Below are 25,743 nucleotides of genomic sequence, written 5' to 3'. Positions count from 1 at the left end.
TCGTGGTGTGGTGGTTCGATTAAATCAGTTCTAGAAGTTTGTTTTTGTTGATCTTTCCTACTGGCGTTTTGGGTAGAACATCAACAAAGATCACGCGATCTGGAATTTTGAAATCCGCCAATCCTCGACCTCGCAAGAATCGCTTGATTTCAATAGGCTTGGGATTTTGCGCTCTACACACCAATGCCGCGCAACTGCGCTCACCAAGGTATTCATCTGGGATCGCAATCACCGCCGCATCGTGAACGGAGTCATGAGCAAGAAGGTGATTCTCCACCTCTTCGGCCGCAATTTTTTCACCACCACGATTGATTTGGTCCTTATCCCGCCCCACAACTTGCAAATTGCCGGCTTCAGTCATGACGACGATATCCCCAGTACGGTAATAACCAAGATCGGTGAAAGAACGCTGATTGTGTTCCGGTGCATGGTAATAACCCTGAATGGTATAAGGACCACGCACGAACAAAATCCCCGCAGTCCCTTTCGGAACCGGATTACCTGCTTCGTCTAGTACCAAAAGCTCATCTGCAGGTGACATAGGACGGCCTTGCGTAGTGACAATTTCTGACTCTGGATCATCCAAACGGGTGTAATTTACCAGCCCTTCAGCCATGCCAAACACTTGTTGCAAAGTACAACCAAGCTCTGGCTTCACTCGTTTTGCCGCCTCTTCACTAAAACGAGCGCCACCGACTTGCAGTAACTGAAGTGACGTAATGTTTTGCTGGGTTCTTGCTGCTTCATCTAGCCATAACAACGCCAATGGAGGAACCAAAGCCGCGACAGTGATTTGGTGTTTTTCAATCAAAGAAAAGGCCGTTTGAGGGCTGGCATCTGGCGCTAGTACGACCATGCCACCAGCCATAAAGCAGCCCAACGCACCAGGCGAACTTAATGGGAAATTGTGCGCAGCAGGTAAAACGCATAAGTAACGAGTGCAAGCAGAGAACTGACAAACGTCATTGCTCGCACTAACGCTATAAAGGTAATCAATGTGGGTTCTTGGGATGAGCTTTGGCGTACCCGTTGTCCCACCAGAAAGTTGGAAAAAAGCAAAGTCTTCGGCGACATCAGATTGAGCATCAACCTCTTCCAAAAACAGTGTGTTTAGCGCTTGAGCACCGGTAGGCATTAAGCTCTCTTCACCAGCCCACACTACCGTTTTTAAACTCGGTAAATCTGCGGCCACTTGTTGAGCTATCTCAGCGGTTTTGACGCCTAATTGAGGTGCGGTAATCAATACTTTCGCTTCAGTAAAATGACAAAAGTATCGAATCTCCGAATAGCGATGCGCAGGTAACGCTAAAACGGGTTGAACCCCAATTTTAAGCAAGGCAAAGAAACTCAAATAAAACTCACCAACGTTGGGCAAATGCAAAACCGCTTTATCACCGGATTTTAGATTGAGCTTGTGCTGGAACCCGGCAGCAAGCTTGTCAACTTGTTCGACTAACGTTTGGTAAGTCCATTGCTGATCGCCCGCAACCAAAGCTACGCATTCTGAATAACGCTGTGCGCTCGCCTCAAGCATCTCTGGGATGGTTTGCTGCGTCCAAAACCCTGCATCGCGATACTTTTGAGTCATCTCTTGCGGCCATGGGGTAAATCCTGATGCCTTCATGCACGGGCGGTTCATTGAACCACCTCCATGTTCTCACGGATTTCAATACCCAATGCGTTAAGCACGGTTCGCATCTTGTTGCCGGTTTCTTCCAGTTCACTTTGTGGCTCTGAGCCAGCAACAATGCCAGCACCCGCGTAAACGCGAAGACGTTTTTTCTCGACCTCTGCACAACGGATCACGACAACCCATTCTCCATTGCCGCGGGCATCCACCCAGCCAACCAGTCCGGTAAAGTAACCACGGTCAAAGGGCTCTACATTGCTGATAAAATCATAAGCCTGCGCTGTAGGGTAACCGCATACCGCAGGTGTCGGGTGCAATGCACTCGCGAGTTTTAATACGCTGGTATTGGCATCTGAAACCATGCCCTCGATACGAGTCGAAAGGTGTAACATCGCTTTGGTTTCAATCACCGATGGCACCATCGGCACATACAAATTATGGCACCAAGGTTGGAGCGCTTTCTCGACGGCATCTACAACCACCGCATGCTCGTGAAGATCCTTGCTGCTTTCCATCATCAACTCACCTTGTTGTTGGTTCATTGATTCGTTGTCACTGCGACGACGGGAGCCTGCTAGCGGGTTGGAGCAAACATGAGGGCCTTTGCGCGAAACAAGAAGCTCAGGGCTAGAGCCCATTAAATATGCATCGGAATGGCTTCCTCCAATGCGAGTCGAAAAGGTGTAGCCACCGGGATTCTGTTTGAGTAACGTTTTTAGGAAACGAGCGCGGTCAATATCCTCTTCCGTCTCGACTTGCATGGTGCGAGATAAGACGACTTTGTCGAGTTCCACATCCTCTCGACAGCAACTCCTTACGGCTTGTTCAACGCTACGCATGTAATCACTAGGATCGGGAATGGGTTGAATAGAAGATGGATGACAATCCGCTAACCCATCCACATCCGACACTTTATCCGGTCGAATTGGTGATGTCGTAATCAGACGTTCAGGGACAATAAAATGTACTGGGTTGTGTTCAGAAAATGGGATCACACCTACAGCGATAGGGTTTTCATTGCCCTCTTCCTTCGCCGATTCCAATAATTGGCTGATGTGAGTATCTAATTCTGAGAACCTGACTTGTTGGGAAAATTCGGCAGCAATCCCTTGAGTCAATAACGTCACTGTCGGAGAGCTAAAGAAGAACGAAGCATCATCCGTATGGGCATTAAGAAACTCTGTGAGCATAGTGCTGCTTCCCGTTGAGTTACGAAGCATAATCATCTCTCAAACTGTATTAAACATGGCGTTCCAAATGAGATTCCTTCTCATTTAAGAGGTGAGACTACACACACAAAACCATTTATTCAAACACTTTTGATAATAATTATCATTCGTATTATTTATAGTTTTATAAATTAATCCCATAGTATTAATATGGAAAAACGCAAATAATTCTTTAGTCTTATCAGTAAAATAGCCTCAAAATGACGCATAAAAAATGGCTGACACCTTATGCTGTCAGCCATTGATTGTTGTGATAGTTCTTACTTAGAAATGCTTATTAGCCATATTACCCGTTATCAGAAAAACCATATTTCTCATCACTCAGCGATCGTATCTCGTTGAAGCGATCTTGCATCTTGCCTCCGATCAAATCGACACGCCTTTGCATCTCATTCACCCATTCACGATCTGCCATCACTTCACGTGGAAATAAGGTGGAGCGCGCATTCTCACCAAGGTACAGAAACGCATCAAACAGTTCCCCGACTGGGGCATCCATCTTATCCATTGCCGCCAGTTTATAGCGCGCTTTAGGTAATAAATCGATGAATCGAAGTGGCTCAATAGGACTATTCGTCACCTCGAGTAGCGCTGGCGATTTTACATTGTGGAAGGTTTGCACGACTTCGGGCTCTGTCATCGGCCAAATTAAATACGTACTATCAGGAAACGCTTGCTCTAATCGAGTCGCAAGCGGCCAAGCGCTGGCTTGCGTTTTCGCGACATAGTCCTTCGGTGCATTCACCAGATGGAAAGCCCCGAAAATCAACAGTGCTTTTTCATTGTGCTCAATTCGCTCTTGAGCAATTTGGTAAAAGTAATCCGTTTTACTCTGCGCCGCTTGTTTCCAAACTTTTGCATCCGCGACACCACCCCATTCAAAGGGCGCTTCCGCGAGATGCACCTGAATTTTTTTGCCTTCAGGTAACAACAAATTACGCGCCCTGATCGCCTTGAAGAAGTTGATATACGCATCTGGCATCCAAGCCATAAAGTAAATCGAACCACGTAGCACCTCATTCAGCTGTGATTCGCTGACCTCACCGCCTGCCAGATATTTATCCAATACAGGTTGATATTTCGCATTACCAAATTCGACCACAACATGGGTAACTTGGTCAGAGAAAGCATCGGTCGAAACCAGTTCCGTTGCGTAACGTAAAAAAGCGTCATTCCAATGGTAATCGCCAATCCCAACAAAACTGTGTTGCTCGAATGCCTTCAGAATTGCAGCATCAGCGGGCTTAGCTTGCTCAACCACTTGTTCAATTTTTTGCTCCGGCAAATCGACCTTTGCAAAGTGCGGTAAATACTCACACCCTGAGATCCCAACCAACCCTAAAACCAGTATCAAGGGCTTGATTTTCCAGCCTAATATTTTCATTGAATTCTATACCTCCTTGTTAATATAATGACAACGATAACAAAAATCATTATCATCTATCCAACTTAGATTTCATATTTGTATCGCGAAAGGGAGAAGGTGATGCGTGAAAACCGCTCAGAATTCTACGGCAAACTGTGCTTGGTCACTGGTGCCGGACAAGGGATTGGCCTAGCATGTACTAAAAGCTTATTAGACCAAGGGGCGCATGTTATTGCTTGCGATGTGACTCAAGCAACATTGGATGGACTACAACAAAGCTTGTCGACCAACCAACAACAATGCACCACATTGCTCCCGTTTGATCTATCCGAACCACATGCGATCCTCAATGCCTGCCAGAGCCTCCAGCAGGATAACCTCATCCCAGAGCTCATCATCACTTGTGCTGGCACATTACACCTCGCCTCTATTATCGAACTGCCGTATGAAGCGCTCAATAAAACCCTAGATATCAACTTAAAAGGCACCATGCTACTCACCCAAAAGCTTGCAAAAATGTTGGTCGAAAACGGCAGAAAAGGCGCGATTGTCGCAGTAGGATCAAATGCCGCAGACACACCACGCGTGAAGATGTCCGCCTACTGCACATCTAAAGCTGGCCTGCACATGTGGATGCAATGTTTGGGATTAGAACTGGCAGAGCATGGCATTCGCTGCAATATTGTTAGCCCCGGTTCAACCAGAACACCAATGCAAGAGCAAATGTGGAATGAATCTTATGGCGAGCGAGAAACGGTTCAAGGCAACTTAGCGTCGCATCGAATTGGCATTCCGTTAAACAAGATTGCCGAAACCAAAGACATCACCAATGCGATTGAATTTTTGCTCAGTGATAAATCTGGCCATATCACCATGCATGATTTGAGAGTGGATGGCGGAGCAACCTTCTGATCCCCCGCCAAAATATCGGAAAGTTTAACCGTAAAATTTGGGGTGCATGCCCTTCTCTAACTTGCGCCTCACTTTATAGGACACATCAGCTAATGTGATTTTGCCTGAGTTCTTGCGGTCAATCCCCGCGTTTTGGCGATAAGCGATCGAGCCTTTCTTGAAAAGCACATGTGTTGGCGGTTGGCCGATTGCAGCAGGATAAAGGATCGCCATATACACATCCTCAAGACACGCCATGTCATTTCGGTATGGCATAAAGTACGCTTTGACATAATCCAGCTGATCCACAGCACTCATTTTGGCCAACTTCTTTGTGCTTGTTCCTAAAGCTTCTGCGGTTGAAGGCATAAATTGAATTAACCCTGTCGCACCGCTTCCCGATCCATTTTTAATACTTGGGCTAAATGTCTCAGCCGTTTCAAACGCCATGCAAGCCATCAAATGATTAGGATCGATATTGAGCTCTTTAGAAATGTTGTAAACCTTGATTTTGAACTCTACCGAGACGCGATTTCCCCAAGCAAGGGCATCGGTAGTTGGAACCGATAAAGACGCTGAAGAAACATCACTTTTTTTAAGGAATAAAGATGAAGGTGAAAAAATGTTCAGGCTTTTCGAATTATTATCTATCAACCTGTTTTGAAAGGAAAAAACCTTATCTTTTTTGTGCTTAAGCTTTTCAATTTTTAATAGCTGATACAATCGCTTAGAAACCGTTTTCACGATACAACCACATTTGGAAAACATGTCCCAAACTGTAATCCATTTCTCACTCTTTTAATATCTGTATCAGTTATGAGGCACAAAAATGTGAGGTAGATCTGTGAGCTTTATAAGAAATGGAAAGTTTATAAATAAGGTTGTTTGAAAAGTATACTCAGCGTTTTTCTGTACGTTGAAAACAATGAGAAATTTGTTTATGAGTTCAAGCTAAAATGAGTAGTGTTCATTCCTAGTCTAGTGCCCCTTAAACAGCACCCCTCTATGATGGCCAAGGTAATACTTATGGCTATTATGGACGTGAAAAGACATGTCTTCGCGTAGACCAAGAACTTCTGGTTTTTCTAGGTAGCGTGATATTAAAACTTTTCCTTTATCATCAAATGATATGAAACCGAGATCGAATGCTTTATCCAGATTAGGAAGTAGCAATAATCCGTTGAACTTATCTAATCGTTCTTCGTTGTTGGAATCTCGCCACGGTTTAATATGCGATGCTAACAGTAATTGGGTATTCTTAAACCCTGTAACAGCGCAACCTCCCCACATATCAATGAGCTTGTTTCTAAAGTGACCTTGTCCCATTCTGGTGTTTACTAAAATTGTCTTTTCAGTTGTGCTTAGTTGCTTATTATTCATTACATGCCGGATATCTGCATTCACATCAATCTGGGCTAAGTCAGCGAGAAAGGTGTCGTAGTGAGACAATGCTGCACTATACATACCCTTGCCTTTTATATCGCGCACTTGAAACTCTGGTAACTGCACCGCTTGTTTCTTATAACTCTTAAAGTCTGAGTAAGATTTTATTTCTGTGATAGATGCTTCTATTTTTCCGGCATCCATCAACCAGTTAGAAATTGAACCACGGACTGCTCCTAAGTAGTTCTTTGCCGTTTTCTCTGATTTGCCCAAATCAAGTAACCATTGATAAAACAATGAAGATAAGTCTGATAAGTTGGAAACAAGCGCTTCTTTCAATTCATTCGAGACTATGTAGCTATTCATATATTCGAATAGCTCATCATCAACGTAAGCGTATGAAATGGCCTTTGATGAGTACCTTTTTGTATTTTCTATGGAATAGCCTTCATTATAAGAGTGATGCCAGAACCCCTCACTTCTCAAAAAGAAAAAAGGGTTCTCAGGTGTGTTTCGATCATTTCCTATTGCTAAGTTTTCGAAGTGATGTGTGAATCGCTCTTTAAGAACAGAATTAAGTTCAATCTTGTTTGAAACGATATGTCCAGCCTGCATCAAATCCATAACGGCAAGAAGCATACACACTTTGTGAGGACTCTTTTTTCCGTTTGAACTATTCACGTTCAAATTACTGAATTTATCAGCATAATGTTGGAGAGACACAACTAATCCTTCTCTTGCTTTGAAATAACAACCGTCTGCCAATGAACATCATCACGCTTGAGTTGGTCGTCACTGTCCGAGACATTCCTAACCATAAGCGCACTGTTCTTTGCCAGTTGTTCTAACTCTTGAACGGAGACAGGATAAGCTTTGCGCCCATCAGTAAACTCTCCATGGCGAAGGCTTATGACCAAGCGGCCATTAGGCGCAAGCAGATTAGAGAGTTTACGAAAAGCACGCTCACGATGAGAAGTCGCAAGATGCATCCAAACCGCACTCACCAATATCAGATCAAAGCGAAGTCCCAAGTTGGTGGTTTTCTCAAGAGCAGGCAAGGCATCATCAAGCCAAGTAACCAAATCACCCGTCTTAACTTTACCAAGCTCTAGTAGAGATGCCGCTGGTTCAAGAGCAATCACCTCACAGCCTTGCTCCGACATCCATTTCGCATCTCGCCCAGACCCCGCTCCCACATCCAAGATCCGATCGCCTGCATGAGGCCAAAAAGCCTGCCAGCTCGCATGAACGTTCTCAAACGTCGTCGAGTTGTATTGCTCCGCTAATGAGCTCGCATTTTGGTTATAGAAATTGAAGGTAGAGGACATAAAGGTAAGGCTGCAATTGAACTGAACACATATTAAGTGCTATTGATTGCAAAGACTAGAAGGTAGTGCAAAAGTTGTAGGAGACGTTGCGTTAGAGGTACTGTCGCCTAAAACGACAAAACCCCGATAACTCGAGTAGCTATCGGGATAAGTGATACGTAAAAGTAAACCGAGTGGGTTAAAAGTGGCTTTAGCCTCTTAACACCTCTATCATTTGTGTTTCATGACTCTGGATGTTAGCTCTTCCTTTACCATCAGGTCCCCAATCGTCATAACTCATCATGATGGCTTGCTTTAAACTCTCTGCACGATTGTTCTCTTGATAGAACTTCTTCTTATCTTGAGGAGAGTAATTACTAAGCCTTGAGTTGCTGCTTGGCGAAATAAGACAAAGGTTACCGAAGCGATCTACGTCCTGCATCTTACTTGCACCAGATGGGTCGGTTTGTGGGAAGTAGTGCTCAACAGAGGTCCTGAACGCAAACTGAAAGCTTGTGAAGTGGGCTCCTAGAGTCTCTTTAGTAATGTCGCCAACTGGCTTCCCGTCTGATAGATTGCGCCAAAGTAGGTAATCCAAACGGTTAAAAACAAAGTTTTGTACACCAGTTCCCTGATGTAACACACCGACATTGTTCTCTGTAAACTCAAGCTGAGAACCACCACAAATCTCATCAAAATACTTGTCACTCTGCTTTTCAAGTGCAGCTAAGTACGAACTATCATCAACTTCCAACCGCTCATGTGTAGCGAGATCGTTCAATACCCGCAAAGCGTCATTCAACCAACGCTTATATACCAAAGCAGGGTTCGAAACATGGAACATTGCCAAGATCATACGAATCTTTTCGTTGTTATCGCTACTGAAGGTATTTGGGTACTCTGGACTCAAACTATTTTTGTTTATGTAAGAGTTAAGCCTTAACAAGCTCCACTTACGCTTTTCATCGTACTGGTCAGGCTTGATTACATAACTATCAAACAGAATTCGACATTTAAGCAGTTCATAGACAAAAGCTTTAGCGCCAACCCTCAAGCCATCGTCTTTAGAGATAAATGCATCGATCAACTTCTTATCATCAAGCGAAACGTTCTCTTCCGTCTTCATCAGTTTTAAGACATGAAGTAAGAAGTTTGAGAAGTCGATAACCGAACCAAAGCGTTCTTCTTTCTCTCGATCATCATCGTCAGTATTTGAGCTAGATGCCTTGTTACTGATGATTTCTCGCAGAGTCATTGCATCTTCTTTTTGCTGCTTGCTCGTGTGCTTTTCTTGAATCGCTTCAAAGCTTATTGGCATTGTCTGCCAATCTGAGCCGAATACCTCTTTTCGTAAGTCCGATTGGAAGCCCATTTGGGTATAGCGCGTCATATTCGAACAAGCGTCCCAAACAGTGGAAAAGCAGCCTCTCTCCTCATCATTATCGAGCGTAGCCATAAACTTCGCTTTCAAAACTTCATGCTTTTCTAACTGCTCACCACGGTTATTCATGATCTCAAAGTAGTGGTTAAGATCGGTTTGTGGTGGCACGACGACTCTAAGGATGGTGACGCTTTCTAATAAATAATCAAAGAATTGCTTAGTCTTCGCCTGTGTATCTAATCCTTTGGTTTTGAAGTAACGCTTGATGATGTTGAAGGCAGCATGAATGTTAGGCTCTTCTGACTCGCCATTGGTTCTGCCTGTATAGATGTCATCTAATGCTCTGGAGGATTTTGGACGACTATCAAAGGTGAGATTAATGTCTAGCCCTTCTAGCTCATTCTCTTCGAGCACATTACGATGTTTGAGGTACGCCAACAAGATAGAGAGCGTGGTATGCCTTTGCTGTCCATCAATGGTTTCGTATACGATATTAGATTGGTGTGAATGCGTTGTGCGCTGATAAACCACAAGACTACCCAGATAGTACTGTGCTTGTTCAGCTATAGTGGCTTCACCTGACTGAGTAATCAGCCCTGCAGCATCACTGATATCTTGGATAAGCTGCTCAATTTCTGTCGCACCCCAAGCGTAATTACGCTGATAGATAGGAATCACATATTGGGTTTTGCTGTCGAAAAGTGCTCTTACGGATAACTGCTCTACTTGGTTCGAATCACTCATTTACACTTCCCGATTTCATAGCTTCAATAGATGCCTGCACGTCCTTCGCGTTCTTGAACTTAGGCTCTTGAATGTAAGGAGGCTGAAAGTTCAACACCTGTTGAGGGTGAACAGCTTTGCTGATTGCTCTAAACAGCCCACTACGATCCTTAGCGTGGTTATCTACCGACTCCATACCGATACGTTGTAGCTCAAGGCGAAGGAAATAACTCCAGCGATAACAAACCTGTGCGGCTTTCTCTAACTCCACATCACCAAACTTGTCGTAGTAGTACATCACTGCACACAAAAATAGGTTTCGTACATAGCTATCCCCTTTTCGGCTACTGCCTTTGTACTTAGCATGCTTATCTACAAATGAAGATAGCCTTGCATCTTTAACAATAAATAGAGTTGAGTGAATTGCCATATAGTGCTGAATGTACTCAAAGAAACGCTTACCGTTGATCATCACCTGATCCACTTGGAACGGATAGCCTTTGGTTTGCTTGTCCCATTTACGGGCGGGATCAGCATTAAAGGTTTCAATCGCATAATCGAGCGCAAGCATCGAGTCCACATAGGCGTACTGAGTGCTTTCTAGGTTGATGCCTTTGAATACATCGATGTTATGGCGACTGAACTGTATGCCGTAGTCACCATCAACCCAACGGCGCATACGGAACAAGAACTCACCCATGATGGTGTGTAAATTCGCAGAGTTGTCATCTGGGTTTACGCCCTGCTCCCACAAGCTAACATGGTGTAAACGTTCGGTTTGCTCTGTTGAGTCCATCATTTCACGAAGATGGTAAGCCTTTAGCAGATCGTGAGGAGCAAGGGCTTTACCACGAGCGTTTTGTGAGTCGAAGAACTGGAAGGCTTCACTTAGGTCATCAAGCGTAACTTGGATAAGCTCGCACTTGTTAAGAACGAAATCGAGTAGCTCTTGCTTTTCTGTAGATAAAAGACTCGCTACTCGCTCAGAGATGACTTGCGCATTATTCTTAAGATTTTCGATACTGACTGATGACTCAAATTTGTGCTCAAGAAGAGTCGATGAGATACGTTTCTGTTCAGTATCCAGAATGGTGCAAATTAACGTTAGGGTAAGAAGACGCTGTTGACCATCAACTATATTGAGAGCACCATTTTCTTCCTTGTTTTGATGTAGCACCACCGTACCTAGCCGATAGCATGGCTTAGTGCGGTGGTTAAAGATGTCATCAATCAGTTGATTAACGTGCTTAGGCTGCCATTTGTATGGGCGTTGGTACTCAGGAATGGTGAGTTTTTGTTCCAACAACTGTGCAATGGTTTGAGGCTGATTGAAGACAATTGCCATGGTTATAGCGCCTGTTCGACAATAGCGTCAGTGAGGTGTAAGTGAGTAGTTTGGATGCCTTTTAAGCGAAACTTTAGCTGATCGCAGATTGTAAACAACTCATACACTGCCGTAACAACCCTAACTTGTTCAGCAAAAGGTGGTATGGGAACAGGCAACGCCTTGCATTTACTGAGGTTAATTCTCTGCCTAGTCATCCCGCGATTGTCTTCAGAAGCAAACTGTTTTGCGACATAGGAATTTAGGTAGTGGGTGATATATTTTTTTTCTATCAGGGCGTGCATTCGAAGCCTAAAGCAATCCGCTTTATTAACCGCAGGGCCAAGGTTTGGCGGAACTTCACAGGTTCGAATAAGAGGCTCAGCCATACCTGCAATAATAAGGTCACCGCTTTGAATATGATTGTTAGGTAGAGTGGCGTAGTGCTCTTGACTTATATAGCCCTCTTTTCCCCATAAAAATTTTCCAACGCCAATATTTCCTAATCGGATGACCGCGTAACCCTTATCAGAAATATAATGCTCAGTCTTAAGCTTGCTTCCGAATGGGCCATCACACATCGCATTATCTTCAGAAGCTGTTAGCTCTCCAAGTTGCGCCCACTTCCACCCATTCGGCAGTTCAAACGGCTTTTCGTCATCAGCAATCGGCGGCAGTGCTTTCTGCTTTTTGATTTTCTTCTCTTTGATTAGCTGTGCTTTTTCTTCCGCAATACGCTCAAGCAGCTTTGCAGCTGATTCATCATTTGGGTCTTGTGGGACAAGCTTACCCATTACTGCCAATTGTAGGATGGTTTGTTTTAGCTGATCAATGCTCTCTTCGGTGGTGAACAGGATATCGAAGTGCTCCGCAACCATTTGCCAGTTTTGCATTAGTTCAGCGGCATCTGCTGAATTGGTTAGGGTGTCTAGCAAGGTTGTGACTAACACCTGATGCGCTTCAATACTGGCTTCAGCTTGTTGCTCTAGTTGGTCGCATAGGGTCATTAGTTCGTTGACTTTAGCGACGATGCGGTGTTGTTCGGCCAGCGGAGGAGTTGGCATAACAAAACCTCTTAGCTTGCCTAACGATACAAATGGCTGAACACCGCCTGCCGACTGCTTCTTCATGATTTCCGCAGCATACTTCAAAAAATGATTTAGATAGTTTGGTGATGAGTCTTTAGGGTTGTAATACTTGAATAGCCCTACGTTCTTGATACTAAATTCAATCTCAGTATCTACTATCACTGGGTTACCGATGCTACCGATCATAGCAAACAAGATGTCATTCCTATCAACTCTAGAGCGCTCGATCACCTTCATATGATCTTCTTTAGAAATCAGTTTTACTTCTGAAAGATCTAGCTTACCTGAAGATAAGTTCTTACTAGTGACTAATGGATAACCCTCACTAGTTGGCTTAGGACTATCATGAGTACCATCCCGAACATCATATACATCTTCTAAACGAGCATATGCCCAGCTTTTAGGCGCAGAGAAATAAATTTCCTCTTGAGTAATCACTGGTTGTTTACGATTTTTCTTTATCTTTTTGTCTTTGATTAGCTGCGCTTTTTGTGCCGCAATTCGCTCAAGCAACACAGAAGCTGGCTCATCATTCGGATCTTGCGGCACCAACTTACCTCGCACAGCTAACTCTAAAATCAGCTCACGCAGTTTTTTAACGCCATACAGCTCTCGTTTTTTACTACTGCCACGACCTGTTGTTGCTTTGGTTTTTACCGTTGAAGTCCAAGTATCAATATTGTTTGTAATCAACTGATTGATAGATGATTGGTCAGCACTCATTATTCAGCACCACCCACAGACGATTTCAGGGCTTCACCTAGAATGCCTTTAAGTTGATTACGAAGTTGTGAGATATCTTGTTGCTGCTGTTGGTAGTTCTCTAATAGCTCGTTTGGATCGTTACTTACCACTTCTTCTTGATACGGGTTTTTAATATCCAGGTTGAAGTTGCGCTCGATGATATCTTCAATCGAGACTTTCCATGCGTGCTTGTTCTCAACACGAGAAGCAAAACCGTCTTCTTCGCTGCCCCACCACTCTTGTTCTTGTTTGAACTCTTCAAATTTCATTGGCTTGGTTTTGCTATAGTTCTTTACGCCCTCTGGGTATGGGTGCTCGTAGAACCACACTTCTTTTGTCGGTTTACCTTTGGTGAAGAACAAAATGTTGGTTTTGATGCCTGTGTATGGGTTAAACACGCCATTAGGTAAGCGAACGATGGTGTGCAAGTTACACTCTTCGGTCAGCATTTTTTTTATTTTGGTTTTAACACCTTCACCAAACAATGTGCCATCTGGCAGTACCACACCTGCTCGACCGTTATTTTCATCTAAAACTTCGATGATTAGTTGTAAGAACAGATCGGCAGTTTCACGCGTCTGCATCTCGGCAGGGAAGTTTTTCTCAATACCGTCTTCTTCGGTGCCACCAAACGGTGGGTTGGTCGCAATCACGTTAATGGTGCTATCCCAGCTTGAAAGCGGCTTGTTTAGTGTATTGCCATGCTTGATTTGTACGGGTACTTCAATGCCATGCAGCATCATGTTGGTGATACACAGTAGATGCGGAAGCTGTTTCTTCTCTACACCGTGGATTTGCTTTTGTAGGGTTTGGTGATCAGCACCCGTCTTCACGTAGTTGTTTTTAACGTGATCGAATGAACAAGCAAGGAAGCCGCCCGTACCCGTAGCTGGGTCCATGATAGATTCACCGAGCTTAGGATCTAGACGGTCAACAATAAAGCGAGTCACGGCACGAGGGGTATAGAATTCACCTGCATTACCTGCACTTTGTAGGTCCTTCAGGATTTGCTCGTAGATATCACCAAACAAGTGACGTTCATCAGAATCGGTAAAGTCAATTTCATTAAGCTTGTTGATGACTTGGCGTAGCAACGTACCGTTCTTCATGTAGTTAAACGCGTCGCTGAATGCTTCTTTTACCACAAAGCCACGCGGGTTCTTATCTACCGGCGCCGTCATGTTCTTTAGATGAAAAAACAGGTCATCGTTTACAAATTCCAGCAGTTTGTCGCCCGTAATACCTTCTGCATCTACTGCCCAATTACGCCACAGATATTTTTCATCAATCGGTGTTTTGTAATCGTCCATTTCTAGCTCTAACTCTTCTTCCTGAGCATCGAATACTTTTAGGAATAGAAGCCATGACATTTGACCAAGGCGTTGAGCATCACCATCAACACCTGCATCTTTACGCATAATGTCTTGAATGGATTTAATTACAGAACTGATAGACATGTTTTACTACTTTAGCTAACTGAAAATTGGGGCGAATTATAGCAGAACATCGCTCGAAAAAATCGATTTATGTCTATGAATGTAGGCGTATAATCACGCTAGAATTATAGATTCAATAAATACTTATAAATCAATCATGTTAGTTGCTAATGAAAATAGAATGCCCCCATTGCCAAGCCGATAATGACATCGAGTTTGCTGAGAATATCTCTTGTAAAGAGTGCGAGAAGAGTTTTAAAGGCTTTAGCTTTAGTAAGCGAAAATGGATATCAGCAAGTACCACATTGCTTATTGGTGCTTTTGGTGGTTACCAAGTGAATAATGCTTTCGATGAAGAACGCTATCCCCTGGAAGTGGAGTACGCGATCATAGATACCTGCGTGAATTCTTCCCAAAATATGGTCGATGTAAGCTGGTATGAAAACAAGCGAGATACTTGTTTATGCGCGATGAGTAAAACTGAAAAAGCCATCCCGTATTCGGAATATAAAGCTGACAACAAGCCGTTTATCGCAGCATTCATCCACAACTCTAAAAGCTGTTGAGTAAACAAACGAAAAAGAGGCGCTAGTACGCCTCTGGGTATATACAGCTATTTGTTTTTAGGGGTATTTCCGCGACCGCCGCCCGACGGTTTGCCCGTCGTGCTTGGGTAATTTGGATTCGGCTTAGCACCACCTTTTGGTGTACTTGAAGCTGGTTTATTCATGATGAACTCCTATTTCCCTTGTTTTTGGTTGTGAGCAGCCGCGCGTTGAGCTCGGCCAGCAAAGTCACCTTTAGGAACTTGCCCACCATTTTGTTTTGCGGCATTACCTTGGATGCGAGCAGCGGCTTCTGGTGTCATTGGTGTTTTTGATTTAGTCATGATTTTATCCTTTAAAATTGATTATTTACGTGTCTTCGCTAAGACAATTGCATATTAACGAACGGACTTGGGACAAATGGGGACAAGAAAAAAACAAACAGAGATACGAGACCTTATTGCGTCTTTGGGATGGAGCATTCGTCAGTTGGCTGATGTGCTATATGAAGAACTTTATTGCGATGATTACGAGGATCTTCAAGATGTAACCCCAGAGGCAGTCTCAAACTTTTATGAGAAGCTAAAGAAACATTTGAAAAGAGAAACGACATCGGAAAAGCGCCTTGATGCGTATCTAAAAGTCATTACTGAACACCCAGACTACCTTTCTTTAAAGCTAAATATGGTGCCTACAAAGTACATAAATCATTCTTGCTTAGACGATGAGTTCACTAAGCTTCTTTCAGAGTTTTCTTCAGAGTTAGATCGAGTGGGTGAGTCAAAATAAAAAGGTCGCTAAATTTAGCGACCTTTGCGAAGGGAGTTTATGCGGTTTGTTCAAATGAAGTTTGATAGATTGCCGCTTCTAGTTCATTTACCGCTTCGAGATACTGCGGCTTACCACCAAAGCCTTTCTTGATGATTTCAATCGGTCGCCCCATTTCATCGAAAGGTTTTACTTTCAATACATGAATATTTTCAATCTCTTGAACGCCTTCATCCGCGTACTTATCCAGTAGATTATTCAGTACCTGCTGTGCTGTTTCACCGTACTTAGTGAAGTAGTTGCGCTTTTTCACGTTCTCCGCTCGCTCTTTTCGAGTCAATGGCGGTTGGTCATATACAACGTGACAAATCATATCAAATGGGTCCATGTCTTTGCCCACTTCCTGCTCCAGCGCTTCCCATATAATGCCGAGCTCAGCAAGTTCATCAATAATGGCTTGCTTGCGATCTGCATCATTCCATTTCTTGGTGAAATCATCCATTGACGCAAACTGCGTTGCCATTGCTTTGCGGGTATAGTCTTTAAATGATTCCGTTACCAATTTACCGTCACTGTCATAGTACTGGACACGCTCAGCGACCTTAGTTACCGAAACACCAGACACATAAAACTTGCGCACTTCTTCTTGAATCGGTTCATCTCCACCTTCAGGGATGTTACCTCCATCCGTTGGGGTATCTGTTGGCGTCGTCGGTTCAGAAATTGTAGTGGGGTCTATATCATCCTCGAAAAACGAGTCATCTATCCCTTCATCACCTGTGCCATCGACAATATCGTTGAGATCATCTGGGTTTTCAAAATCTTCTGGTTTAGTGACTTTTACCCTTTCTGGTGTACCGTCAAAACGTTCATCGGCAAAGAGCTCTGTCGCCTTTTTAAAGTCAAGAATAGAGAACCACAGCTTACCAAATCGGTCATCAATACGCGTGCCCCGACCAATGATCTGCTTGAATTTGGTCATGGATTTGATCGTCGAATCAAGTACGACCAATTTACATGTCTTTGCGTCGACCCCTGTCGTCATCAATTCAGATGTTGTTGCAATCACCGGATATGCTTTTTTCGGGTTAATGAAGTTATCAAGCTGAGCTTTGCCGATTTCATCATCCCCTGTAATCTTCATTACGTATTTTTCGTTTTTTGCCATTTGCTCTGGGTTGCAGTTAGCAATGGCACGTCGCATACGCTCTGCATGGTCGACGTCGTTACAAAATACGATGGTTTTCGCCATCGGATCTGTACGTTTTAAATATTTAGTAATGGTGTGAGCAACTAATGCTGTTCGCTCATCTATCACCATTGTTCGGTCGAAATCTTTTTGGTTGTAGATGCGATCAGTGATGGTTTCCCCATGCTTGTCTTTCTGACCTTTGGTTGGACGCCAACCTTGTAAGTCTACATCGAGATCGACACGAACCACTTTATAAGGAGCGAGGAATCCATCTTCGATCCCTTGCTTTAGAGAATAGGTATAAGCAGGCTCACCAAAATATTCAATATTAGAAACTTCGTCTGTTTCTTTTGGCGTAGCAGTCAAACCAATTTGAGTAGCGGAACTAAAATATTCCAGAATTTCTCGCCAAGCGCTGTCTTCAGACGCACTACCGCGGTGACACTCGTCAACAACAATTAAGTCAAAGAAGTCAGGGCTCACGTTCTTAAAGATTTTCTTCTGCTCTTCCTGCCCCGTCATCGCTTGGTAGAGACCTAGGTGAATTTCAAAAGCAGGATCGATATTACGGTTTCCAATTTTGGTCATGGCAGTACCAAATGGCTGGAAATCGTTGTTCTTCGTTTGGTCAACTAAGATATTACGATCTGCCAAGAACAAAATTCGCTTTTTCGTCCCAGACTTCCATAACCGCCAAATGATCTGAAATGCTGTGTAGGTTTTCCCCGTACCCGTTGCCATCACCAGCAACACTCTGTTCTTTCCTTCAGAGACGGCTTCTATGGTTTTGTTAATCGCATTTAATTGATAGTAACGCGGAGATTTACCGCTTCCATCATCGTAGTAAGCTTGTGTAATTAGCGGCAGTTGCTCGTCTGAGTAACCTTTCCATTGACAGTATTTTTCCCACAGCATTTGAGGTGATGGGAAGTCTTCGAGTCTGATTTCTGTTTCTAGTTGCTCAGGGTTCGTTTTATCATGAAATATAAACCCATCACCATTACTCGCAAACACAAACGGAACATCCAGAAGTGACGCATAATCCAAGCCTTGCTGCATTCCCTTACCAATTTCGTGCTTGTTCGCTTTCGCTTCCACTACAGCAAGCGGCATACTCGGTTTGTGATACAGCACAATATCAGCAGACTTCACTTTCTTACGCGCGGCAATCTGACCACGAACTACAACTTTACCGTCACGCAGTTTTACTTCTTGGCGAATTTGGTTCATGTCATCCCAGCCGTTTTCTTTAATAGCGGGAAGAATGAACTTGGAGATGATGTCGGCTTCAGACAGCTGAGACTTGGAGAACTTTTCGACCATACAACTTTGATTCCATACTGAATTGCGACGGATTATATAACAAAGTTCATATGGGTGAAAAATAAGAACGCAACAATAGTATGGTTAATGGGTAATCCGATCACAAATTGCAGGCTTGAGAGATTATGTTGAAAATGAAAGCAGCGAAAACAACAAAGCCCCGAAAACTCATAAAGTTATCGGGGCTTTGATATTAAATTACTATCACTCAGTTTCGGCTCTGAGCCTTAACGCTTTTCGCTTCTTACCAGTTCCGCTAATGTAGATAAGCGTTGCTCGCTTTGTTTGACGTATGGGTTTGCTTCATCCCATGCGTAACCAGCGAGGATCGCGCTGATCATTTGTTTGATACGTGGATTCGGTTCTTGGTAGAAGATGACATCTTGTAGCTTACCGTTGTACCAACCTTCTACATAGGTGCGGAAGGTGTTCACTCCAACCATCAGGCGATCGGCGTAGTCTGCTTGCCAATCCACGGCTTCACCGTTGAGCTGACGCTCAATACAGTCTGCTGCAAATTGAGCCGACTTCATCGCGATGGTCACGCCAGATGAAAAGACAGGATCAAGGAATTCACCGGCATTGCCAAGCAACGCATAGTGCGATGTTGCAAGGTGTTTTACATTGGCCGAGTATCCACCGAGCTCACCGGCTGGGTTCGGGTAGTTGGCTTGATTAAGCAACTCAGCCAAACCAGGCTCTTCACTTGCTAGCCGTTTAATGGCTGCGATTTTGTCTTCTGGGTAGTTTTCAAAAAACGCTGGCTCACCCACCACACCAAATGAACAGGTGCCGTTGGAGAATGGGATCAACCAATACCAAACATCGTGGTTATCTGGATGCACAGAGATCAGGATCTTGTTGCGATCGTATTCGATGTTCTCGGCAGTGATGTTGTCTTCAATGTGGGTAAAGATCGCCTTTCTTGGTGGCAAGCAAGACGGCTCTTCCAGCTCTAACAATCTTGGAAGCACACGTCCAAAGCCGCTGGCGTCTAATACATAATCGGCTTCAATTTGATACGCTAATTCGTTTTCATCGATAACAGAAAGAACCGACTTTGAGCCTTCAAATTCGATGCTTTTCAGTTCGTGCTGGTAACGAATTTCAACCCCTTGCTGCGCGGCACTGTCTGCCAATACTTTATCGAAGTGACCACGCTGGACTTGGTAGGTTGTACCCGGACCTGAGGTGAACTTATCGGTAAAATCAAATTGGGTGTAAACGCCGTTGCGACGAAATGCAGCCCCGTCTTTGTATTGGAAACCAGTTTGGTTGACTGCCTCTAACATGCCCGCTTGCTCTACAACTTCCATGCACGCTGGAAGTAGGCTTTCACCGATAGAGAAACGTGGAAAGGTGGCTTTTTCAATCACAACAACATCGATATTTCGTGCGTTGAGCAATGCTGATACGGTAGAACCTGACGGGCCCGCACCAATAACGACGACTTGCTTTTGCTCTGTTTTCATTCTGTTTTCTAGTTTGCTTGTAGTTTTAATAGTGTGTGACCAAGGCCAATGTTGTCTGTTCTTTCTGCCACGGTTAAGCCTGCAGCTTCAACAATCTCTAGGAAGTCATCACTGCGGTAGAAGCGGCTGTTACCATTTGCAAGGCAAGTAAAGTACAGCGACGTGGCATTCAAACTGTAAGAGGCACCGGCATATTTTTGCGCGTCCCAGAACAATTCGAGAATGTATACGGTATCGCCTTGTCGTAGTTGCGCTTTGACTTTCTTTAAAATATTGAGAATTTCGATTGGAGAGAAACAATCGAGGAACTGGCTCATCCACCAAATGTCGGCATGCTCAGGCAAGGTTTGAGCTTTGTCCAGCATGTTAGCAGGGAATGGTTTGATGCGATCACTTAGCTGGTTATCCGCTGCGTTCGACATCGCCACTTCAAGCTGCTGTGGTAAATCGACAATCGTCACTTGAACGTCTTGATTGTGGTTACAACACTGCATCGCCCACTTACCTGTGTTACCACCGATATCGACAATGTGGCTTGGTTTGTTGGCAAACACTTCTTTTAGTAGCAATGGGAAGGAACGGTCTGAGTAGAAATGATCAAACTTGAACCAGCTCTGCTTCGCTTGCTCTGGTAAGGTCGATAGCCCTTGGTAAATGGTTTCCCAATCACCCAATTCTTTTAAGCCTGACGGTTTGCCCTCTTTGATCGCATCGGTTAGGTGCATCATTGCGGCATAACAAACGTCTGCTGTAAAATCCATGTTGGCTTGCGTCATGCCATCATAAAGCAAATAGAAGCCAAGGTTTGCCAATGAGTAGTTAGGTTTTTCCCACAGCACGATATGCGCGCTAATGGCCATGTCTAACAGCACTTTGACGCCATATTCAGATACGCCCGTTTTCTCTGCGATCTCTACGGCATTCATGCCTTTTGAGCCCGCACTATCCAACGCAGCTAAAATGCCAAGATCTCGAAGTGTTCTCGCGGTCTGGAAAACAATAGGGGCGAAAGATAATTTTTGAGCTTCTGTTTTTGCTTCAAAAGCGTTGAATGGATCAATATTTTGATTTAACACGAAAAAACCTAACTACTATTAATAAAATTATTGTTGAGACTCAGCACCTAAAAGTGCGATGGCTCTCTGAATATCAACATTCAGGTTGTTAACCCAACGATTGTAATTACGGTGAATTTTGCCATCACTCGCTTTTAGATTTACTGAGTTGAGATAAATAATTGAATAATATTTGTTGTTATATGGAATTTTTACTTCAGCAAAATGGCTACGAACGTGAATTTTGGCAATTAATACACCTGGGCTTACTTCTTCTATCGTCCAACCACGATTTGTTGCTGATTGCACAATCGCAGCTTTTACTTGTTTATTTTGAAGATCATAAGCAACTGGAGTATCCTCCACATTCATTACAGGTTGTACTCTTCCACAACCGACAAGAAGCACTGTTAATAACACAGAGATAAGCAGCTTTAAGCGAGACATGGTCGTTTCCTTTTATTGTGACTCTGGTGAAACCCAGATTCTATCGAGCTGTAAAATAAACAATTTAAACAAATATGCCAAACTCGAAGATCAAAATTTCGTTTAATATCGATGCATTATCCGCCAATTCATTGGGTTTAAATCAACCAGAAGAATGGGAGCAGTGGGCATCGGACTATATATGGCCTGAAGAGGGCAAATTACACGTCGCAGATATCCCACCAATGATGCGCCGACGTATGAGCGCATTAAGCAAACTTGCGGTACAAACCGCGATTGGTTTACTCAAACAGTACGATGTGGATTACTTGGTTTTTGCGAGTCGCCATGGCGAGTTACATCGCAGCGCAGCGTTGATTGAAGACATTATCCAAGGCGAAGAAGCTTCCCCAATGGCGTTTTCTCAGTCGGTGCACAATACCGCAGCGGGCTTGGCAACCATTGCGACTAAGCAACCTATCCCATTGACATCGATTGCGGCATCAGAGAACACTTTTCAAAGCGCATTGATTGAAGCGTGGTTGTTTCTCGCAGAAAACCCAGACAAAAAAGTACTGTTTATCGACTTTGATGAACCCTTGCCTGATGCTTACTCGGAGTTTGAGACCCAGCAGTATCAAGGTTATGCCGTCGGTATGGTGTTGTCTGCTGGTGACGATTTTAAGATAGAGCAAGTCGCAACAAAAAGAAGCGGACACACGTCCCAACCTTGCCCGCTCCCACAAGGATTAGCTTTCTTAAAACACTATCTTTGTGAAGATCCCAGCTGGTTGATTCATTCGCCACAGCAAACGTGGGAATGGCATCGTCGATGAGGGTTTTGAATCAATATTGGCGTGTCTTTGCTACTGGCTTTTGTTTTTCCGTATTTGGGCTTGGCGGTCTAGTACTCAGTTTTATCGTCATTCCACTCATTGGTTTAACCACCTCCGATCAAACCGCCAAGGAATATAAAGTCCAAGGTGCGATACAGTTTGCTTTTAATACCTTCTGTAAATTGATGAAATTTACTGGCGCAATCGATTATAAGATCATCGGCGCAGATATTATTCAACAAGATCAAAATTGCCTTATTGTTGGCAACCACCCAAGTTTAATTGATTACGTTCTTATCGCATCTCAATTAAAGCGTTGCGATTGTTTAGTAAAGTCAGCGATTTGGGCCAACCCATTTATGAAACACATTGTGAAAGCTGCGGGTTATATTCCTAATGAAGCTCCTGATGATTTATTAACAATGTGTGAAGAACGTTTTGATAATGGCAATGTATTGCTCATTTTTCCGGAAGGCACAAGAACCACTCCTGGGGTAAAATCAAAATTACAGCGTGGTGCTGCACAAATAGCAGTAAGAACGCAGCGAGATTTAAGAGTTGTACATATTACGGTGACGCCTAGCTTCTTAACAAAAGAGAAAAAGTGGTATCAAGTTCCGGCGACAAAACCCTTTTTCAAAGTGGAAGTGAAGGATAAAGTTGAGATTGAGCCTTTTATAAAGCAAACTACGTCCCCAACAATAGCGGCTCGTCGCTTACAGCAGCATTTAGCTGATACTATTTTTCCAGAATTATAAGCAGGTCCCAGTGGAACAATTACACAACAATATCAAGCAACTTATTATTGACGCATTGAACCTAGAAGATTTAACCGTCGACGATATTGAAACCGAAGCGCCGCTGTTTGGTGATGGTCTAGGCTTGGATTCTATTGATGCACTTGAGCTTGGCTTAGCGATTAAAAAGCAATACAACATTGTCATTGATGCTGACGATTCAAATACACGTGAGCACTTTGCTTCAGTAGCTAACCTTGCGAAGTACATTTCTTCTCAAACTTCTTCCCAAGATAATGAATAGTTTTTAGGTATATTCATGACAGATGTAAATAAAGATCAAGTATTTGAACAAGTTAAAGATGCACTGGTAGAACTGTTTGAAATCGACGCTGCAGATATCCAGCCAGAAGCACACCTTTACACCGATCTCGACCTAGACAGCATTGACGCGGTAGACCTTGTGGTTCACCTGCAAAATGTCACTGGTAAGAAAATCAAGCCAGCTGAATTCAGCACCGTTCGTACGGTGGATGACGTGGTAACGGCTGTCGCTGAACTTCTTAAGGAAAGTTAATGCGCCAATTGCTGACTGGTCTGTCTGCAATTGTCCTGTTTGCCTACCCTTTTGCTGTTTACTTCGGCATTGATCGATTTGGCTTAAACCTCGTTGGGGGCTTGTTAATTGCAGCGTTGCTCTTGCGATTATTGGTTGCAAACAAGACCCCGCTGAAAGAATTTAAGTTTCTTGCTTTCACCACTGGCATTGTTGGTATCGTTCTGGTCACCCTTGGGGTTGTATTTAAGCAACACGGGTGGCTAAAGTTCTATCCTGTCGTGGTGAACCTTTGCATGCTTGGGGTGTTCGCCCTCAGCTTAAGACAGCCTCAAACCATCATTGAGCGATTGGCTCGGCTTCAAGAACCAGATTTGCCTGAAAGCGGCGTACTCTACACACGTAAAGTCACTCTGGTATGGTGCACATTTTTTATTATGAATGCGGCAACTGCACTGTATACCTGCTTTGAATCCATCGAGATTTGGACGTTATACAACGGCCTGATCAGCTACCTACTTGCAGGCAGTTTATTTGCCGGTGAATGGATAGTGCGCCAATTTGTACGAAAGGAACACTAGATCGTATGAACACCCGTTCTTCTGACTTCTCTTCTATTGCGATGTTAATGCGCGCTCAACGTCCTGAACCATCGGTCGTCGCCTTCGAGTCCGCTCAAGAAAAAACATGGGATGAATTTCAGCGCAGTGTTTCCGCTCTTAAAAGACAACTCGACGCCAATCCATCACAGCGTATTGCTCTTTGCTTTGCCAATAGCTACCTGTTTGCCATCAGTTTTCTTGCTTGTTGCCATGCCAATAAAGCCATCGTTTTGCCAGGGAACTACCAACCAGAAGCATTAAAAGAACTTGATGAACATTACGACCTCGTCCTTCATGATGCTGACGTTTCGGTACCAGACAGCTTGGCCACACGTTGCGTGACGGAAGAAGCAGATGACCGCTCGATGGAGTGGCACTCGCTTAACGCCAGCGCTCTGAGCATCACTTTGTTTACGTCCGGTTCTAGCGGTAAACCTAAAGCCATTGCGAAAACACTTAAACAACTGGATGTCGAAATTGCGATTCTTCAATCCTTATGGGGAGAGAAAATCGCTGGCTGTCAGATTGAAAGTACGGTCTCTCATCAGCATATTTATGGCTTACTTTTCCGTGTGCTTTGGCCACTTTGTGCTGGTCGCGCTTTTGCTACCCACAATCTGGAGTTTCCAGAGCAAATTGTGAATCATGCCACCAGTAATACCGCTTTAATTAGCAGCCCTGCTCTGCTCAAGCGTCTCACCGAGGAGCATAAACCGACGGCATTGCGCTGCGTTTTCTCCTCTGGTGGCCCGTTACCGAATGACGCCGCACAACACAGTGCTGAGATTTTTGGTGACTATCCAGTCGAAGTATTTGGTAGTACAGAAACTGGCGGTATTGCTTATCGTCAACAGCTTACTGCGACACAACCTTGGACGCTGTTCCCTGGAGTTGAAGCGGCATTAAACCATGAAAATTGTTTAAAGCTTCGCTCACCGCACATCGATGAAAACGCTTGGTATCAAACCGCAGATGAATGCTATTTCCATGATAGTATTTCTTTCGAATTACGCGGCCGCACAGACCGAATCGTTAAGGTCGAAGAAAAACGTGTGTCTTTGGTTGAAGTAGAAAAACGTTTAGAACAGCTGCCTTGGATTAAGGAAAGTGCTGTTATTCCTATGGAGCAAGCAGGACGATTGTCGCTTTTTGCTGTCATAGTATTGAACGAGCAAGGCCAGCAGACATTAAGTGAACTGGGCAAAGGCAAGTTTTGGCTTGCACTGAGAAAAGCGCTACGTAACTGGTTAGAGCCGATTGCGATACCACGCAAATTCCGAGTGCTGGATGAAGTACCACTTAACAGCCAAGGTAAGCGACAAGTCGCTGAAATAGAAAAACTATTCCAAGAATAATTAAGCATCGAACATGGACAAAAGAAAACCAACGCTCAAGAACATAGACGTGTTAGATCAGACAGCGACCATTGAGATGCTTGTCGACGCTGACATCATGGATTTCCAAGGGCACTTTACGCATTTCCCCCTACTGCCGGGCGTAACTCAAATCGATTGGGCGCTGTTTTATGCCGTCGAATACCTCAATACGCCTGCAGTATTTAAAGGGATGGAAGTGATCAAATTCCAAGAACCTATCCTGCCAGATATGCAGGTTAGCTTATCGCTGTCTTGGGATTCTGAACGTGAAAAGCTGGCGTTCAAATATACTTCTCAATCCGCTGAACAGACGATTGTTCACTCATCTGGCAAAATGAAATTGGGTAGCTAGT

General features: G+C 43.9%; 24 protein-coding genes and 1 pseudogene. 10 read left to right on the top strand and 15 right to left on the bottom strand.

Annotation, left to right across the window (positions count from 1 at the left end; all coding sequences use genetic code 11):
* Positions 1 to 19: 19 nt before the first annotated feature.
* From VJL_RS16055 to VJL_RS16045, 3 genes are all read right to left on the bottom strand, one after another.
* Positions 20 to 1,639 (bottom strand): (2,3-dihydroxybenzoyl)adenylate synthase, encoded by a 1,620-nt coding sequence (locus tag VJL_RS16055; protein WP_038879378.1) that lies wholly within the window; start codon positions 1,637 to 1,639, stop codon positions 20 to 22.
* Complete coding sequence (locus VJL_RS16050) at positions 1,636 to 2,856, bottom strand: isochorismate synthase (protein WP_050566674.1); 1,221 nt, start codon at positions 2,854 to 2,856, stop codon at positions 1,636 to 1,638. Before VJL_RS16050 ends, VJL_RS16055 begins: the two co-directional genes overlap by 4 nt.
* Before the next feature lie 289 nt (positions 2,857 to 3,145).
* On the bottom strand, positions 3,146 to 4,243 hold the full coding sequence (locus VJL_RS16045) for a hypothetical protein (RefSeq protein ID WP_038879376.1): 1,098 nt from the start codon (positions 4,241 to 4,243) through the stop codon (positions 3,146 to 3,148).
* A gap of 102 nt (positions 4,244 to 4,345) precedes the next feature.
* Here VJL_RS16045 and VJL_RS16040 point away from each other — a divergent pair, with 102 nt between their 5' ends.
* Complete coding sequence (locus VJL_RS16040; protein WP_038879373.1) at positions 4,346 to 5,137, top strand: 2,3-dihydro-2,3-dihydroxybenzoate dehydrogenase; 792 nt, start codon at positions 4,346 to 4,348, stop codon at positions 5,135 to 5,137.
* Positions 5,138 to 5,161: 24 nt separating this feature from the next.
* Here VJL_RS16040 and VJL_RS16035 read toward each other — a convergent pair whose 3' ends face one another.
* The 7 genes and pseudogenes from VJL_RS16035 to VJL_RS16005 all read right to left on the bottom strand — a co-directional run bounded on the left by VJL_RS16035 (position 5,162) and on the right by VJL_RS16005 (position 14,523).
* Positions 5,162 to 5,884, bottom strand: coding sequence for a transglycosylase SLT domain-containing protein (locus tag VJL_RS16035; RefSeq protein WP_038879369.1), 723 nt, complete (start codon positions 5,882 to 5,884; stop codon positions 5,162 to 5,164).
* A gap of 210 nt (positions 5,885 to 6,094) precedes the next feature.
* The gene (locus VJL_RS16030) at positions 6,095 to 7,222 is read right to left on the bottom strand and encodes an HNH endonuclease (RefSeq protein WP_038879367.1); all 1,128 of its coding nucleotides are present in this window, start codon (positions 7,220 to 7,222) and stop codon (positions 6,095 to 6,097) included.
* Positions 7,223 to 7,242: 20 nt separating this feature from the next.
* A pseudogene (locus VJL_RS16025) lies at positions 7,243 to 7,827 on the bottom strand (class I SAM-dependent methyltransferase); the annotation flags it as partial.
* Between the two features lie 190 nt (positions 7,828 to 8,017).
* Positions 8,018 to 9,931: a DUF262 domain-containing protein gene (locus VJL_RS16020; protein ID WP_038879361.1), complete on the bottom strand. Its 1,914-nt coding sequence runs from the start codon at positions 9,929 to 9,931 to the stop codon at positions 8,018 to 8,020.
* Complete coding sequence (locus tag VJL_RS16015; RefSeq protein ID WP_038879359.1) at positions 9,924 to 11,255, bottom strand: DUF262 domain-containing protein; 1,332 nt, start codon at positions 11,253 to 11,255, stop codon at positions 9,924 to 9,926. The genes VJL_RS16020 and VJL_RS16015 overlap by 8 nt, the downstream gene beginning before the upstream one ends.
* A 2-nt stretch (positions 11,256 to 11,257) precedes the next feature.
* On the bottom strand, positions 11,258 to 13,045 hold the full coding sequence (locus VJL_RS16010; RefSeq protein ID WP_038879357.1) for a restriction endonuclease subunit S: 1,788 nt from the start codon (positions 13,043 to 13,045) through the stop codon (positions 11,258 to 11,260).
* Positions 13,045 to 14,523, bottom strand: a complete 1,479-nt coding sequence (locus tag VJL_RS16005; RefSeq protein WP_038879355.1) for an N-6 DNA methylase — start codon at positions 14,521 to 14,523, stop codon at positions 13,045 to 13,047. Before VJL_RS16005 ends, VJL_RS16010 begins: the two co-directional genes overlap by 1 nt.
* 149 nt (positions 14,524 to 14,672) lie before the next feature.
* On the opposite strand from VJL_RS16005, the gene VJL_RS16000 reads away from it, so the two are divergent.
* Complete coding sequence (locus VJL_RS16000) at positions 14,673 to 15,068, top strand: hypothetical protein (RefSeq protein WP_038879353.1); 396 nt, start codon at positions 14,673 to 14,675, stop codon at positions 15,066 to 15,068.
* A 173-nt stretch (positions 15,069 to 15,241) separates the two neighbouring features.
* Here the strand turns inward: VJL_RS16000 and VJL_RS27980 are convergent, their stop codons facing one another.
* Entirely contained in the window at positions 15,242 to 15,391 is a 150-nt protein-coding gene (locus tag VJL_RS27980; protein ID WP_080971540.1) for a hypothetical protein, read from the bottom strand.
* Between the two features lie 76 nt (positions 15,392 to 15,467).
* On the opposite strand from VJL_RS27980, the gene VJL_RS15995 reads away from it, so the two are divergent.
* Positions 15,468 to 15,836, top strand: coding sequence for a hypothetical protein (locus VJL_RS15995; RefSeq protein ID WP_038879351.1), 369 nt, complete (start codon positions 15,468 to 15,470; stop codon positions 15,834 to 15,836).
* Between the two features lie 37 nt (positions 15,837 to 15,873).
* Here VJL_RS15995 and hsdR read toward each other — a convergent pair whose 3' ends face one another.
* The 4 genes from hsdR to VJL_RS15975 form a co-directional block, all read right to left on the bottom strand.
* Positions 15,874 to 18,330, bottom strand: coding sequence for an EcoAI/FtnUII family type I restriction enzme subunit R (gene hsdR, locus VJL_RS15990; protein WP_038879350.1), 2,457 nt, complete (start codon positions 18,328 to 18,330; stop codon positions 15,874 to 15,876).
* A 227-nt stretch (positions 18,331 to 18,557) separates the two neighbouring features.
* A complete protein-coding gene (locus VJL_RS15985) occupies positions 18,558 to 19,802 on the bottom strand; it encodes an NAD(P)/FAD-dependent oxidoreductase (protein WP_038879347.1) in 1,245 nt (414 codons plus the stop codon).
* 8 nt (positions 19,803 to 19,810) lie between these two features.
* Positions 19,811 to 20,878 carry a class I SAM-dependent methyltransferase gene (locus VJL_RS15980; RefSeq protein WP_038879344.1) on the bottom strand — a complete coding sequence of 356 codons (1,068 nt, stop codon included), beginning with the start codon at positions 20,876 to 20,878 and terminating at the stop codon, positions 19,811 to 19,813.
* Positions 20,879 to 20,905: 27 nt separating this feature from the next.
* Positions 20,906 to 21,304 carry a hypothetical protein gene (locus tag VJL_RS15975; protein WP_038879342.1) on the bottom strand — a complete coding sequence of 133 codons (399 nt, stop codon included), beginning with the start codon at positions 21,302 to 21,304 and terminating at the stop codon, positions 20,906 to 20,908.
* Between the two features lie 74 nt (positions 21,305 to 21,378).
* On the opposite strand from VJL_RS15975, the gene VJL_RS15970 reads away from it, so the two are divergent.
* Genes VJL_RS15970 through VJL_RS15940 form a run of 7 tightly spaced genes read left to right on the top strand, consistent with a single transcriptional unit; the run spans position 21,379 to position 25,742 of the window.
* Positions 21,379 to 22,119: a beta-ketoacyl synthase chain length factor gene (locus VJL_RS15970; protein ID WP_038879340.1), complete on the top strand. Its 741-nt coding sequence runs from the start codon at positions 21,379 to 21,381 to the stop codon at positions 22,117 to 22,119.
* Positions 22,116 to 22,877, top strand: coding sequence for a lysophospholipid acyltransferase family protein (locus VJL_RS15965; protein WP_038879337.1), 762 nt, complete (start codon positions 22,116 to 22,118; stop codon positions 22,875 to 22,877). Before VJL_RS15970 ends, VJL_RS15965 begins: the two co-directional genes overlap by 4 nt.
* A gap of 10 nt (positions 22,878 to 22,887) precedes the next feature.
* Positions 22,888 to 23,160, top strand: a complete 273-nt coding sequence (locus VJL_RS15960; RefSeq protein ID WP_038865613.1) for a phosphopantetheine-binding protein — start codon at positions 22,888 to 22,890, stop codon at positions 23,158 to 23,160.
* A 15-nt stretch (positions 23,161 to 23,175) separates the two neighbouring features.
* A complete protein-coding gene (locus tag VJL_RS15955) occupies positions 23,176 to 23,433 on the top strand; it encodes an acyl carrier protein (RefSeq protein ID WP_038865615.1) in 258 nt (85 codons plus the stop codon).
* Positions 23,433 to 23,993, top strand: a complete 561-nt coding sequence (locus VJL_RS15950) for a COG4648 family protein (protein WP_038879334.1) — start codon at positions 23,433 to 23,435, stop codon at positions 23,991 to 23,993. Before VJL_RS15955 ends, VJL_RS15950 begins: the two co-directional genes overlap by 1 nt.
* A 5-nt stretch (positions 23,994 to 23,998) precedes the next feature.
* Positions 23,999 to 25,369, top strand: a complete 1,371-nt coding sequence (locus VJL_RS15945) for an AMP-binding protein (RefSeq protein WP_038879331.1) — start codon at positions 23,999 to 24,001, stop codon at positions 25,367 to 25,369.
* Positions 25,370 to 25,382: 13 nt separating this feature from the next.
* Complete coding sequence (locus VJL_RS15940; RefSeq protein ID WP_038879329.1) at positions 25,383 to 25,742, top strand: ApeI family dehydratase; 360 nt, start codon at positions 25,383 to 25,385, stop codon at positions 25,740 to 25,742.
* Position 25,743 lies beyond the last annotated feature (1 nt).

Source organism: Vibrio jasicida CAIM 1864 = LMG 25398, from assembly GCF_000400365.1.
Taxonomy (GTDB): Bacteria; Pseudomonadota; Gammaproteobacteria; order Enterobacterales; family Vibrionaceae; genus Vibrio; species Vibrio jasicida.
This window is presented reverse-complemented; position numbering and strand designations above follow the sequence as displayed.

Excerpts from the sequence above, each read along its gene's own strand:
- VJL_RS16055 (WP_038879378.1), bottom strand. The coding sequence starts at position 1,639 with ATGAACCGCCCGTGCATGAAGGCATCAGGATTTACCCCATGGCCGCAA.
- VJL_RS16050 (WP_050566674.1), bottom strand. The coding sequence starts at position 2,856 with ATGATTATGCTTCGTAACTCAACGGGAAGCAGCACTATGCTCACAGAG.
- VJL_RS16045 (WP_038879376.1), bottom strand. The coding sequence starts at position 4,243 with ATGAAAATATTAGGCTGGAAAATCAAGCCCTTGATACTGGTTTTAGGG.
- VJL_RS16040 (WP_038879373.1), top strand. The coding sequence starts at position 4,346 with ATGCGTGAAAACCGCTCAGAATTCTACGGCAAACTGTGCTTGGTCACT.
- VJL_RS16035 (WP_038879369.1), bottom strand. The coding sequence starts at position 5,884 with ATGTTTTCCAAATGTGGTTGTATCGTGAAAACGGTTTCTAAGCGATTG.
- VJL_RS16020 (WP_038879361.1), bottom strand. The coding sequence starts at position 9,931 with ATGAGTGATTCGAACCAAGTAGAGCAGTTATCCGTAAGAGCACTTTTC.
- VJL_RS16015 (WP_038879359.1), bottom strand. The coding sequence starts at position 11,255 with ATGGCAATTGTCTTCAATCAGCCTCAAACCATTGCACAGTTGTTGGAA.
- VJL_RS16010 (WP_038879357.1), bottom strand. The coding sequence starts at position 13,045 with ATGAGTGCTGACCAATCATCTATCAATCAGTTGATTACAAACAATATT.
- VJL_RS16005 (WP_038879355.1), bottom strand. The coding sequence starts at position 14,523 with ATGTCTATCAGTTCTGTAATTAAATCCATTCAAGACATTATGCGTAAA.
- VJL_RS16000 (WP_038879353.1), top strand. The coding sequence starts at position 14,673 with ATGAAAATAGAATGCCCCCATTGCCAAGCCGATAATGACATCGAGTTT.
- VJL_RS27980 (WP_080971540.1), bottom strand. The coding sequence starts at position 15,391 with ATGACTAAATCAAAAACACCAATGACACCAGAAGCCGCTGCTCGCATC.
- VJL_RS15995 (WP_038879351.1), top strand. The coding sequence starts at position 15,468 with ATGGGGACAAGAAAAAAACAAACAGAGATACGAGACCTTATTGCGTCT.
- hsdR (WP_038879350.1), bottom strand. The coding sequence starts at position 18,330 with ATGGTCGAAAAGTTCTCCAAGTCTCAGCTGTCTGAAGCCGACATCATC.
- VJL_RS15985 (WP_038879347.1), bottom strand. The coding sequence starts at position 19,802 with ATGAAAACAGAGCAAAAGCAAGTCGTCGTTATTGGTGCGGGCCCGTCA.
- VJL_RS15975 (WP_038879342.1), bottom strand. The coding sequence starts at position 21,304 with ATGTCTCGCTTAAAGCTGCTTATCTCTGTGTTATTAACAGTGCTTCTT.
- VJL_RS15970 (WP_038879340.1), top strand. The coding sequence starts at position 21,379 with ATGCCAAACTCGAAGATCAAAATTTCGTTTAATATCGATGCATTATCC.
- VJL_RS15965 (WP_038879337.1), top strand. The coding sequence starts at position 22,116 with ATGAGGGTTTTGAATCAATATTGGCGTGTCTTTGCTACTGGCTTTTGT.
- VJL_RS15955 (WP_038865615.1), top strand. The coding sequence starts at position 23,176 with ATGACAGATGTAAATAAAGATCAAGTATTTGAACAAGTTAAAGATGCA.
- VJL_RS15950 (WP_038879334.1), top strand. The coding sequence starts at position 23,433 with ATGCGCCAATTGCTGACTGGTCTGTCTGCAATTGTCCTGTTTGCCTAC.
- VJL_RS15945 (WP_038879331.1), top strand. The coding sequence starts at position 23,999 with ATGAACACCCGTTCTTCTGACTTCTCTTCTATTGCGATGTTAATGCGC.
- VJL_RS15940 (WP_038879329.1), top strand. The coding sequence starts at position 25,383 with ATGGACAAAAGAAAACCAACGCTCAAGAACATAGACGTGTTAGATCAG.